The organism is Psychroserpens sp. (assembly GCF_034670085.1).
Classification (GTDB): Bacteria; Bacteroidota; Bacteroidia; order Flavobacteriales; family Flavobacteriaceae; genus Psychroserpens.
In genome coordinates this window covers 138,226-150,336 of sequence record NZ_JAXMOD010000006.1, presented here as the reverse complement: position 1 = coordinate 150,336, position 12,111 = coordinate 138,226, and the positions used below count along the sequence as shown (strand labels likewise).

Here is a 12,111-nt window from a genome sequence, read left to right as displayed (position 1 = left end):
TTTTAAAATGAACGAAGACATAAAATTTATATTAGATACAGCTCAAGAAGCTATGGATGCTGCTATGAAGCATCTCGAAAAACAATTTTTAAATATTAGAGCTGGTAAAGCAAGTCCGGCAATGCTAGGAAGTGTAATGGTAGATTACTATGGTTCTCAAACACCGTTATCACAAGTTGCCAATGTGAACACACCAGATGGAAGAACAATTACTGTTCAGCCATGGGAAAAAACTATGCTTCAAGAAATTGAACGCGGTATTATGTTTGCGAACTTAGGTTTTAATCCTATGAATAATGGAGAAACAATAATCATCAATGTTCCTCCATTAACTGAAGAACGCAGACGTGATTTATCAAAACAAGCAAAAGCAGAAGCAGAAGATGCTAAAGTAGGTGTGAGAAATGCACGTAAAGAAGCTAATACTGACATCAAGAACCTGGATGATGCTTCTGAAGATCAACAAAAAAATGCTGAAATTGACGTGCAACAAATGACAGACAAGTACGTTAAAAAGATAGACGATGTTTTTGAAGTCAAAGAAAAAGAAATCATGACTGTATAATTCTCAACAAAGCGACTTATTAAAACGTCGCTTTTTTATTCTTTTAATTTAATCCATTAGTAGTCCTCAATGCGCAAGTGTTTATTTTTACTCGTTATAACACTATGTTCATATGCATTGCACTCACAAGAGCCCAATACTCAACAAGATTCTGCAGTAGTTCTAACTGATTCTATTCATAAAATTGACTATTTGCAACATTTAGGAAATGGTTATTTTCCAACTAAATTTTTAAATGTAGACCTTCGCTATTTGGTAAAATTTAATCAATATGAAGGGTTTAGAACTGGATTAGGTGGTGTAACTAATGATGAGTTTTCTGAAAAATACCGTATTGATAGTTATGTTGTTTACGGATTTAAAGATCATCGCTTCAAATATAAAATTGGAGGTGGATTTAGAATCCATGAAGCCACAAAAACTTGGATTAATTTATCCTATACTGATGATTTGCAGGAAACTGGAAGCTCAAGTTTTTTAACTGATAAACGGTTTTTTCAATTTTTCGAACCACGCTTATTGAATATTGATTTATTCCATAAACATATCACAAAAGCAATTAATATCGAACACCAATTATCTAATAATTTAATTACCGAAACTGAATTAGCAATCAGTAAAATTGATCCAACTTATAATTACATCTTTGTTACAAAAGATACAAATTATAAAAACTTTGATCTCACTACTGCAAAAATTGGATTGCAATGGAGTCCTTTTAGTGATTTTATAACTTTAAATGATAAAACCATAGAAACTAAGGATGGTTATCCAAAATTCACACTTCAATTAACTCAAAGTTTTAAAAATGTTTTAAAGGGTGATTTCAATTTTTTTAAAGTCGATTTTAGAAAGCAGCATAAAATAAGGTATAATGAGGACGTCTTTTCAGAATTAATAGTAAGTAGTGGTCTTGCCACAGGAAGCACACCTCTAACTCATTTGTATCACGCATATCCTAATAATATTACTAAGGAAACCATTGTGCGACGTTTTTCTGTTGCTGGTGTTAATAGCTTTGAAACCATGTATTTCAATGAGTTTTTCTCAGATCGATTTGCTACACTTCAATTAAAGCATTACGTTAAACCATTCAAGATCAGTGAACGCTACAGACCACAATTGGTTTTGATTTCTAGATTTGCTATTGGAGACATGCATGACATTGAGCGACATGAAAATATCACATTTGGCACATTAGAAAAAGGCTACTCAGAAGCTGGTTTCGAAATCAATAAATTACTATTTGGTTTTGGTTTAAGTTTCGCATATCGCTATGGTGGATATCATCTCCCAAAATTGAATGATAATATTGCTGCAAAATTCACATTTAACGTTAGCTTATAAATACTATAAATTAGCATTAATTTATAGAGCATATCCTTTGGTTTTTTCTACCTTTGTCGCTCCTTTTTAATAGGTAGATGTTTAAATTATTTTCAACAGGTTTTTGGGAAGTTATTGCGCGATTAATTTTGCGTAATAAAATTGGTATTCTCATTTGTATTGTATTGGCAACTATTTTCTTTAGTTACCAATGGAAACACATGCGGTTTACCTATACTGAAGCTAATTTACTTCCTGATGATCATGACGTTAACATCACCTACAATGAGTTTCTAGATATCTTCGGTGAAGAAGGTAATCTTATTGTTCTTGGCGTAAAAGATTCAACACTATTTACTGTCGAAAAATTAAATGCTTGGAATCAACTTTCGGAAGATTTAAAATCTTATGACGAAGTAGAAACGGTTGTGTCTATTAAAGATCTACAAAAATTAATAAAAAATACAAAAGCCGAAAAATTTGATCTAGAACCTTTTATAAAAGATTCCATCACTTCTATTGAACAAATAGATATTCTTCAGCAAGAACTCTTTAAACAATATCCTTTTTACGATAACTTTTTGTTTAATAAAAAAACAAAAACGATACGTACAGCAATATATCTTAAAAAAGACATCGTTAATACGTCTGCGAGAAAAGACTTTGTCATGCTTTCGCTTGAAGACAAAATAAATGATTTTGAGACCAACTATAATTTGGATGTTCGAGTTTCTGGTATGCCTTATATTAGAACATTAAATGCGCAAAATATTGTTGATGAAATTGGTCTTTTTATCGGTTTAGCACTTGGTGTTACATCGCTTATATTCTTCTTATTCTTTAGATCATTTAGAGCCACTTTTATATCACTTATTGTAGTTTGTATAGGTGTAATGTGGACCTTCGGAATTTTAGGATTACTCAAATATGAAATTACAGTTCTAACTGCGTTAATTCCGCCTTTGATTATTGTCATTGGAATTCCTAATTGTATTTTCTTAATCAATAAATACCAACACGAAGTAAAATTACATGGTAATAAAGTAAAGTCCCTTCAACGAGTTATTACTAAAATCGGTAATGCCACGTTAATGACAAACGTAACCACAGCTTCTGGTTTTGCTACATTTATTTTAACAGAAAGCACCTTACTTAAAGAGTTTGGTATTGTGGCATCGCTGAGTATTCTAGCAATTTTCATATTGTGTTTATTGGTCATTCCAATCATGTATACGTTTTTACCTTACCCACAAGAAAGACATCTCGAGCATTTGAATAAGCGATGGATTGGAGGATTTGTAGATTGGATTGAACGCATGGTTAAGTATAAAAAAATCACAATTTATCTGACCTCCTTGATTCTTTTAGTTGCCAGTATCATCGGAATTTATCAAATAAAAATTTCAGGCAGCCTTATTGAAGATATGCCTAAAGACACTGCCTTTTTTAAAGACATCAAGTTTTTTGAAAGTGAGTTTAATGGTATCATGCCTTTGGAAATTATGATAGATACCAAACGAAAAAAAGGTGTGATGAAGTTGAGTACGCTTAAGCGTATGAACGAATTAGAAGAACTTATTATTGAAACACCCGAATTATCAAAACCAATTTCAGTTGTAAGCTTGGTAAAATATAGTAAACAAGCCTATTATAACGGAAATCCAAAATACTATCAACTTCCAACAAGTCAAGAAAATAGTTTTATTTTATCTTACGCTAAAAACTCATCGTCTAATGTAGATATGCTGAAGAATTTTGTGGATAGCACTGGTCAATATGCGCGTATCACAACGTTCATGAAAGACATTGGTACTGATAAAATGGAACGCATTGAAGAGAATCTGCAAAACAAAATTGATAAGGTATTTCCAGAAGATCGCTTTGAAGTTACAATGACTGGTAAAGCTTTAGTGTTTCAAAAAGGAACCAAATATTTAGTGCGAAATTTAGTCATTTCTTTAAGTCTTGCTATTTTCCTTATTTCCTTATTTATGGCTTATATGTTCAGGTCATTTCGAATGATTCTCGTATCATTAGTTCCAAACCTATTGCCTTTATTAATTACTGCTGGATTAATGGGATTTCTAAATGTCCCAATAAAGCCATCAACAATATTAGTATTTAGCATCGCCTTTGGTATTTCAGTAGATGATACCATTCACTTTTTGGCAAAATACAGGCAAGAATTACAAGCCAACCACTGGAAAATACGTAAATCAGTATATGCTGCTTTACGAGAAACAGGTGTAAGTATGTTTTACACATCTATTGTTTTATTCTTTGGTTTCATTGTATTTACTACCTCTAGTTTTGGAGGCACAAAAGCCTTAGGAGCATTAGTTTCAGCAACATTGCTCTTTGCAATGTTATCAAATTTACTATTGTTACCATCGCTATTATTATCACTTGAAAGAAATATTGCAAACAAAGAAGTATTAAAAGAACCTTCAATAAATATTATCCCTCAAGATTCTGAAGATATCGAAGTCATTGAAGAAGTCGAAAATCTAGAAGAAAATACTATTTCATAAACATTTATATTTGCAAAAAAATTAATAAAAATGACATATTCAGTTTCACAATTATTAACACAAGATATTCCATTACAACCCCTTGAAATTAAAGGATGGGTAAGAACGTTTAGAGCAAATCGATTCATTGCTTTAAATGATGGTTCTACAATAAATAATATCCAATGCGTTGTCGATTTTGAAAACACTGATGAAACTACTTTAAAACGAATAACTACAGGAGCTGCAGTTCATATTAAGGGCGACCTAGTAGAAAGCCAAGGAAAAGGTCAGAAAGTTGAAATACAAGTGACTTCAATAGATGTTTTAGGTGATTCTCATCCAGATGAATATCCAATTCAACCAAAAAAACACTCTTTTGAGTTTTTACGTGAAAATGCTCATTTACGCACAAGAACAAACACATTTAGTGCTGTAATGCGTTTGCGTTCGTCATTATCCTTTGCAGTACATAAGTATTTCAACGAGAATGGGTTTTATTATATGCATACACCAATTATCACAGGAAGTGATGCTGAAGGTGCTGGTGAAATGTTTAAGGTTAGCGCTTTAGATGCTAAAAATCCTCCATTAACAGAAAATGGCGATGTAGATTATACAAAAGATTTCTTCGGGAAGGAAACCAACCTTACGGTATCTGGACAGTTAGAAGCTGAAACCTATGCCATGTCTCTTGGGAAAGTGTATACATTCGGACCAACATTTAGGGCTGAAAACTCAAATACCTCTCGTCATTTAGCAGAATTTTGGATGATAGAGCCAGAAGTAGCTTTTATGGATTTGGCTGGAAATATGGATTTAGCTGAGGACTTTATGAAATCGGTGTTAAACTACGTTTTAGAACATAATCGTGAAGATTTAGAATTTTTAGAACAACGCTTACTTGATGAAGAAAAAACAAAACCACAAGCTGAACGTTCAGAAATGAGCTTGATTGATAAAATTAAATTTGTTGTCGACAATAATTTTAAACGCGTAAGTTATACAGAAGCAATCGATATTTTAAAGAATAGTAAACCAAACAAGAAAAAGAAATTCAATTACATCATTGAAGAATGGGGAGCAGATTTACAAAGTGAACATGAACGTTTCTTAGTTGAAAAACATTTTAAATGTCCAGTAATTTTATTCGATTATCCAGCAAATATTAAAGCCTTTTATATGCGCTTAAATGAAGATGGTAAAACAGTTCGCGCAATGGATATTTTATTTCCTGGCATAGGTGAAATGGTAGGAGGATCTCAACGTGAAGAGCGCTTAGAGGTGCTGAAAGAAAAAATGAAAGCACTTGATATCGACGAGAAAGAATTATGGTGGTATTTAGATTTACGTAAATACGGAACTGCAGTTCATTCTGGTTTTGGTTTAGGTTTTGAACGTTTAGTGATGTTCGCAACTGGAATGGGTAACATTAGAGATGTAATTCCTTATCCTAGAACACCTCAAAATGCCGAATTTTAATTTTTTTTTGGCATAACAATTGACTAAAACAATCTATGTTTATACAATAATATAGATTGTTTTTTTTTAACTTTACTTTTATACCATATTCAATACATGCTTAAACAATATCTACAGTTTAAATTATCTCAGAAGTTGTCACCGCAACAAATTCAACTCATGAAGTTGATACAGTTGCCTACTCAAGCTTTTGAGCAACGTTTAAAGCAAGAATTAGAAGAAAATCCGGCTTTAGAGAATGGGAAGGAAACTAAAGATGAGTTTGACGATAATATGGATGAATTTGATAATTCTGATGATGACTTTAATGAAAATGAAACCATTGAAGCTGAAGACATAAATGTTGACGATTACTTAAGCGACGATGAAATTCCAGATTATCGTACACAAGCCAATAATTACAGTGCAGATGATGAAGAAAAAAATGTGCCATATGCCGCTGGCACTTCATTTACACAACACTTAACGAATCAATTAAACACCTTTAGACTTAGCGATGAGGAATATAATATCGCCGAATTTCTAGTGGGAAGCGTGGATGAAAGTGGTTATATACGTCGATCAATTAGTGATATTGTAGATGATTTGGCATTTACACAAGGTGTTTATACCGATGAAAAATCAGTAGAGCAAATTTTTCAGATTGTGCATCAATTAGATCCTGCAGGTGTAGGAGCCCGGAGTTTACAAGAATGTTTAAGTATTCAGTTACATAGAAAAGAAAAATACCCAGATGTTGAACTCGCTTGTAATATAATTGATAAGGCTTTCGATCAGTTTACAAAAAAACATTACAAGAAATTACTTCAAAAGTTTGACATTACTGAAATGCAACTAAAAGATGCTATTGAAGAAATTGAACGACTAAATCCTAAACCTGGTGGTTCTTACGCTGGAAACAATAGAATGGTGGAACACGTTGTTCCCGATTTTGCTATAAAAATTGTTGACGGAGAATTAGAACTCACCCTTAATGGAAGAAACGCTCCTGAACTTCATGTGTCTAGAGAATATAGCAACATGATGAAAGGCTATAAAGAAGCTAAGGAAAAAAGTAAATCACAAAAAGATGCCGTACTTTTCATTAAGCAAAAATTAGATGCAGCCAAATGGTTTATTGAAGCAATAAAACAACGTCAGCAAACGCTTTTCGTAACAATGAGTTCAATTATGCATTATCAAAAGGACTATTTTCTTTCGGGTGATGAACGTAAACTGAAGCCAATGATTCTTAAAGACATTGCAGATGAAATTGATATGGATGTTTCAACCGTTTCAAGAGTTGCGAACAGTAAATATGTTGACACACCTTATGGCACTAAATTAATTAAAGAATTTTTCTCAGAATCGATGACTAACGATCAAGGTGAAGAAGTATCTACTCGTGAAATCAAGAAAATTTTAGAAACGGTTATTGAAGAAGAAAATAAACGCAAACCACTTACAGACGAAAAGTTAGCTACAATTCTAAAAGAAAAAGGCTATCCTATTGCACGTCGAACAGTTGCAAAATATCGAGAACAGTTAGATATTCCAGTTGCAAGATTGAGAAAAAAGATATGATAAATCAGCTGCTAAAAAGCATATCGTTTATTTTTCATCCACTATTAATGCCTTTACTAGGTGTGCTTTTTTATTTTTCGAAGACTCCTCGATTTATTCCAGATCCAGTCCTAAAAGCGAAATTATTTTCGATTACAATATTAACAGTGATTTTGCCTATTTTACTTTATTATCTTTTAAAGACGCTTAGAAAAGTAGATTCGGTATATCTTGAAACTACAGATGAACGAAAGCTTCCGTTATTACTAAATTGTTTTATTGTAATTTTAGTAATCATAAGGGTTCTTCCACAAAATGAAATTCCTGAATTATACTTCTTTTTTATTGGTATTTTAATTTCCACAATAACTTGTTTTGCTTTAGCCATTGTAAAATTTAAAGCAAGTATTCACATGATTGCTGCTACCGGATTTTTTATGTTTGCAGTTGCATTAGCTGTTCATTATAAAATTAATATCAACGGAACTATTGCATTAATGAGTATTATTCTTGGTGCTATTGCAACCTCAAGATTACATCTAAAAGCGCATACACCAATTGAATTGATTATTGGATTTTTTGTGGGCTTGTTACCGCAGTTAATTCTACTTAATTATTGGATTTAATCTTTATAGAATATAAAACATTAATCCAATTCGAACGGAATTCATATCAATTGATTTTCCATCAACCATAGCATTGCTCTTAAAAATCTCATTAAGGCCATAGTACAAATGAAAACTTATTGTGGAATATCCAGCACTAAGGGTTAGACCATACTGGAACCCATTAAAATCACCAATATTTGACAGTTTAATATCTGCAGCTGTACTATTAAACTTGGAAGAGTTATATAATACATATCCTAATTTTACACCTGCATATATTCGCCAAAAGTCATAGTCTAGGGCCGTTGACGTTCGCCATCTAAACTCAATTGGAAACTCAACTAAATATGTAGAAAACTTGTTTTTACTATATTCTATTTCATTATCATTTAAAATAACATACTGAAAACTAGAATTACTTTCAGAAATTTGAAGTGTTTGATTATAAGAATTAGATGAAAATCCGAGTCCAACACCAATCGCTAAATTTCTTTTTTTATTAATGGGCATATCCCTAATAAAACCAAAATGGTATCCACTAGAAAAACCACTTTGAGAAACACCATCGGGTTTTTTACCTAAGAGATTATAAGTTACTGATATATAAAACTGATCCTCTCTATATTTATCATCAACTACTGACGTTGTATCTGCTATAATTGCTGTTTGAGATGGATTTTGGGCATTTAACCAATTACATCCCAAAACCATAAAAAGTAAAAAAGAAAAACTAAGTTTCATAGTACAAATATAACGCAATAGACCCTAAAATATTAGGCCGTTTATATAAAAAAAGCATCCTAGAAATTCTAGGATGCTTTTACATTATTAAGTGTAAATAGTTATTCTAAGTTCTTTTTAGCATCACCAGTCGCAGTAGTATAATTAATTCTAAATGCACTAGCTTTTCTAAGTTCTTTCTTAATATCACCTACAATACCCATATTTGCTTCTTTATCAACTTTTAATGACACCGTAAGCTTAGGTATTAATTCTTCACGTAAAGCAGCTCTTTCAGAATTTATAAACGCTTGAATTTCTGTAATCTCAGCTAGCTTATCATTCAATTGCATTCGAGCTTCAGTACCATACTTTTCGTATGCTTTTGAAGGTTTACCTACATAAATATAACTAATAGGATATTTCTTATCTAGTTTTTCAACTTGATCTGCCTGAGGTAATCTGTTTTCAATTAAAAGGTTATCTTCTCTCATTACGGTTACTACCATAAAGAAGAACAGTAACATAAATACAATATCAGGTAAAGATGCCGTATTTACTGCTGGCAAACTATTATCTTTTTTACTTTTAAATTTAGACATGTTCTATGTTTTAATTTATTCTACTTCAGATAGTTTTTGAGGTATCTCTAATTTGATTTGCTCAATAACTTCTTTAAGTTTTTCTTTATTTCCCGTAAACTTAGCATCATCATACGATTTTTCCATAGCTATAAAGTCCATATCAGGAAATCCTTTCTTTGGTCCAATCTCTAAAGCTCTTCTGTTACGAAGTTCATTATATGCTGCTACTAGTTCATTTTGAACAGTAATGTAAGCGGCATAAGATGTCTGCCTATCATTTTTCAATGAAATAATTGCCTTATCAGGATTATCAGATGACTTTGGATCCTTTGCTCCCTTGCAATATGAACATGTTCCATCTCCACCATTATCAAGGAACTTAATTGCTGCCTTTCTTAAATTCTTAATCTCCATCAATTCATCTTCAACTAAAAGCTGATCTTTACCATTTAATAATACGGTAAAAATATTCTTTTCCTTGATAATTACATCCTCATCATTTTCTTCAATTGGAGGCAACTTACGTGTGATACCAGAATCTTTAGGTATCGTAGTTGTCACCAAGAAGAATATGAGCAATAAGAATGCAATATCAGCCATAGATCCTGCATTTACTTCTGGTGCTGATCGTTTTGCCATAATTTAGTTTGTATTATTATTTACTTAACATCTTTTTAACTCCGAAAAACGCCATCAAACCTGCCGCAAACAAAATTAAAATATAGAAGGCCTTAATTCCTGCTTCAACCATTTGAGATTGACCTGCAGTTAAAACTTTACCATCATCTAAAAGTCTTTCTTCTCCTGAAGAAGCAAACCATGCGATTGCTAATACAAGTGCAAAAACACCTAAAGAAATTAATGCTTTTTTAAGCTTTTCTGGTTGACTAACTAAGTTGACAAGACTAAATAGCACAGCTGATATTGCTGCGATAGCCAATACAACATAAGCTAGGTTTGCAAAACCAGATAAAACACCCTGATTTGCAACATCTGCCTCAATAGCTTCATCACCTAACATCATTATTCTTACTAAGAAGAACACCGCAATTAGACCAATTACTAAAGCACCAATTTTGATTATTTTTTGAATATTCATATTATGTATGATTTAATAAATGATGATTACTTTTTGTGTCTTACCAATAAATCCATTAAAGTTATTGATGAATCTTCCATATCATTAACGATACTATCAATTTTAGAGATAATATAGTTGTAAAAGATTTGTAATATAATAGCAACAATCAGACCAAATACGGTTGTTAATAAGGCCACTTTAATACCACCTGCAACTAATGAAGGATTCATATCACCTGCAGCTTCAATTTTATCAAAAGCATCAATCATACCAAGTACAGTTCCCATGAAACCAAGCATTGGTGCTAATGCTATAAATAATGAAATCCAAGACACATTCTTTTCTAATTGTCCCATTTGAACTCCACCATAAGCTACAACAGCTTTTTCTGCAGCTTCAAGATTTTCATCTGCTCGGTCTAACCCTTGATAAAAAATAGATGCAACTGGACCTTTTGTATTTCTGCAAACTTCCTTAGCGGCATCAACTCCACCCGATTGAAGAGCATCTTCAACATTTTGAGTTAATTTTTTAGTGTTAGTTGTAGCAAGATTTAAATAAATAATTCTTTCAATAGCAATTGCTAATCCTAAGATTAAACATAATAATACAATACCCATGAAAAATGGTCCACCTTCAATAAAACGTTCTTTTACTTGTTGCGTAAAAGATAATTCTTCAGTTGGTACCTCTTGAAATGTGGTTGCAATTGTTGTTGCAGTAGCACTTACAGTAGCGAAAGCCGATATTCCTGTTATGGCTAAGATAGAAAATAGTCTTTTCATCGTTCTAGTTCTTAATTTTATTAGTTTAAGCGTTAAAGATATAAAAAAATTGTAATTAAAAAATAAAATTTACATCAGAGTACAAAGGTTTAACGTTCTATTGCTCCTTAGTTAATTCTACTTATATACGAAAGTAAATAAAAATGCTTTACATTTTTTATTTCTGAAAAAATAATACCATCCACATTTAATTACCCATGATATATCAATCCTATCCTTATTCTTTTAAATTTTCATTTCAGGTTTTAATTATAAAATGTAACTTTGAGATAACCCAAATTCATAAACCATGATAGATAATTTAATATCCAATCTACAAGTCGGCATCTACCATGTCCTTCATATTAACGCTTATGATCATATTCTTTTTTTACTAGTCTTAACATTACCATACCTATTTAAGGATTGGAAGCGAATACTATTATTAATTAGCATTTTCACTATTGGACATTGTTTATCCTTAAGTTTAGTGACGTATAATATCATAAGTGTTGATATTAAAGTTATATCATTCCTCATTCCGCTTACCATTTTAATTGTTGCTCTTTTCAATATTTTTACTGCTGGTAAAAAGGCACAACAATCTAAAATGGGATTACTCTTTTTTATTGCACTATTTTTTGGTTTAATTCATGGATTAGGCTTTGAAAACGACCTCAACGCATCATTATCAGCTTCTGAAAACAAATTGCTTGCCATTATAGAAATTGCTTTAGGCATAGAAATAGGTCAGCTCGTAATAGCATTTATTGTTATCTTTTTAAGTTTTCTGTGCCAAACAATATTCAGGTTTTCTAAACGCGACTGGATTATGGTAATTTCAGCAATCGCTTTAGGTTGTGTATTACCAATGCTAATTAATAGCAAGCTTTTCTCTTAAAAAATTAAGAAAGCAAGTCCATTTTTGG

General features: G+C 31.8%; 12 protein-coding genes. 7 read left to right on the top strand and 5 right to left on the bottom strand.

Annotated elements, in window-relative coordinates:
- The first annotated feature begins 7 nt into the window (after positions 1 to 7).
- The 6 genes from frr to VOI25_RS11450 all read left to right on the top strand — a co-directional run bounded on the left by frr (position 8) and on the right by VOI25_RS11450 (position 8,051).
- Complete coding sequence (gene frr / locus VOI25_RS11475; RefSeq protein ID WP_323789219.1) at positions 8 to 565, top strand: ribosome recycling factor; 558 nt, start codon at positions 8 to 10, stop codon at positions 563 to 565.
- 117 nt (positions 566 to 682) lie between these two features.
- Positions 683 to 1,912: a DUF5686 family protein gene (locus tag VOI25_RS11470; RefSeq protein WP_323789218.1), complete on the top strand. Its 1,230-nt coding sequence runs from the start codon at positions 683 to 685 to the stop codon at positions 1,910 to 1,912.
- A 77-nt stretch (positions 1,913 to 1,989) separates the two neighbouring features.
- The gene (locus VOI25_RS11465; RefSeq protein ID WP_323789217.1) at positions 1,990 to 4,422 is read left to right on the top strand and encodes an efflux RND transporter permease subunit; all 2,433 of its coding nucleotides are present in this window, start codon (positions 1,990 to 1,992) and stop codon (positions 4,420 to 4,422) included.
- 30 nt (positions 4,423 to 4,452) lie between these two features.
- Positions 4,453 to 5,883: an asparagine--tRNA ligase gene (asnS, locus tag VOI25_RS11460; protein ID WP_323789216.1), complete on the top strand. Its 1,431-nt coding sequence runs from the start codon at positions 4,453 to 4,455 to the stop codon at positions 5,881 to 5,883.
- A 96-nt stretch (positions 5,884 to 5,979) separates the two neighbouring features.
- Positions 5,980 to 7,446 (top strand): RNA polymerase factor sigma-54, encoded by a 1,467-nt coding sequence (rpoN, locus tag VOI25_RS11455; RefSeq protein ID WP_323789215.1) that lies wholly within the window; start codon positions 5,980 to 5,982, stop codon positions 7,444 to 7,446.
- Between the two features lie 47 nt (positions 7,447 to 7,493).
- Positions 7,494 to 8,051 carry a hypothetical protein gene (locus VOI25_RS11450; RefSeq protein ID WP_323789214.1) on the top strand — a complete coding sequence of 186 codons (558 nt, stop codon included), beginning with the start codon at positions 7,494 to 7,496 and terminating at the stop codon, positions 8,049 to 8,051.
- A gap of 3 nt (positions 8,052 to 8,054) precedes the next feature.
- On the opposite strand, the gene VOI25_RS11445 is transcribed toward VOI25_RS11450, so the two are convergent.
- The 5 genes from VOI25_RS11445 to VOI25_RS11425 form a co-directional block, all read right to left on the bottom strand.
- A complete protein-coding gene (locus VOI25_RS11445; protein ID WP_323789213.1) occupies positions 8,055 to 8,774 on the bottom strand; it encodes a porin family protein in 720 nt (239 codons plus the stop codon).
- A gap of 101 nt (positions 8,775 to 8,875) precedes the next feature.
- A complete protein-coding gene (locus VOI25_RS11440) occupies positions 8,876 to 9,355 on the bottom strand; it encodes a biopolymer transporter ExbD (RefSeq protein ID WP_323789212.1) in 480 nt (159 codons plus the stop codon).
- 15 nt (positions 9,356 to 9,370) lie between these two features.
- Complete coding sequence (locus VOI25_RS11435; protein WP_323789211.1) at positions 9,371 to 9,976, bottom strand: biopolymer transporter ExbD; 606 nt, start codon at positions 9,974 to 9,976, stop codon at positions 9,371 to 9,373.
- Between the two features lie 16 nt (positions 9,977 to 9,992).
- The gene (locus VOI25_RS11430; protein ID WP_323789210.1) at positions 9,993 to 10,436 is read right to left on the bottom strand and encodes a hypothetical protein; all 444 of its coding nucleotides are present in this window, start codon (positions 10,434 to 10,436) and stop codon (positions 9,993 to 9,995) included.
- A gap of 26 nt (positions 10,437 to 10,462) precedes the next feature.
- Positions 10,463 to 11,203, bottom strand: a complete 741-nt coding sequence (locus VOI25_RS11425) for a MotA/TolQ/ExbB proton channel family protein (RefSeq protein WP_323789209.1) — start codon at positions 11,201 to 11,203, stop codon at positions 10,463 to 10,465.
- Between the two features lie 289 nt (positions 11,204 to 11,492).
- Here VOI25_RS11425 and VOI25_RS11420 point away from each other — a divergent pair, with 289 nt between their 5' ends.
- On the top strand, positions 11,493 to 12,083 hold the full coding sequence (locus tag VOI25_RS11420; protein WP_323789208.1) for a HupE/UreJ family protein: 591 nt from the start codon (positions 11,493 to 11,495) through the stop codon (positions 12,081 to 12,083).
- The last annotated feature ends 28 nt before the right edge of the window (positions 12,084 to 12,111 follow it).

Coding starts and splice junctions, on each gene's coding strand:
- frr (WP_323789219.1), top strand. CDS start 8: ATGAACGAAGACATAAAATTTATATTAGATACAGCTCAAGAAGCTATG.
- VOI25_RS11465 (WP_323789217.1), top strand. CDS start 1,990: ATGTTTAAATTATTTTCAACAGGTTTTTGGGAAGTTATTGCGCGATTA.
- asnS (WP_323789216.1), top strand. CDS start 4,453: ATGACATATTCAGTTTCACAATTATTAACACAAGATATTCCATTACAA.
- rpoN (WP_323789215.1), top strand. CDS start 5,980: ATGCTTAAACAATATCTACAGTTTAAATTATCTCAGAAGTTGTCACCG.
- VOI25_RS11450 (WP_323789214.1), top strand. CDS start 7,494: ATGCCTTTACTAGGTGTGCTTTTTTATTTTTCGAAGACTCCTCGATTT.
- VOI25_RS11445 (WP_323789213.1), bottom strand. CDS start 8,774: ATGAAACTTAGTTTTTCTTTTTTACTTTTTATGGTTTTGGGATGTAAT.
- VOI25_RS11440 (WP_323789212.1), bottom strand. CDS start 9,355: ATGTCTAAATTTAAAAGTAAAAAAGATAATAGTTTGCCAGCAGTAAAT.
- VOI25_RS11435 (WP_323789211.1), bottom strand. CDS start 9,976: ATGGCAAAACGATCAGCACCAGAAGTAAATGCAGGATCTATGGCTGAT.
- VOI25_RS11430 (WP_323789210.1), bottom strand. CDS start 10,436: ATGAATATTCAAAAAATAATCAAAATTGGTGCTTTAGTAATTGGTCTA.
- VOI25_RS11425 (WP_323789209.1), bottom strand. CDS start 11,203: ATGAAAAGACTATTTTCTATCTTAGCCATAACAGGAATATCGGCTTTC.
- VOI25_RS11420 (WP_323789208.1), top strand. CDS start 11,493: ATGATAGATAATTTAATATCCAATCTACAAGTCGGCATCTACCATGTC.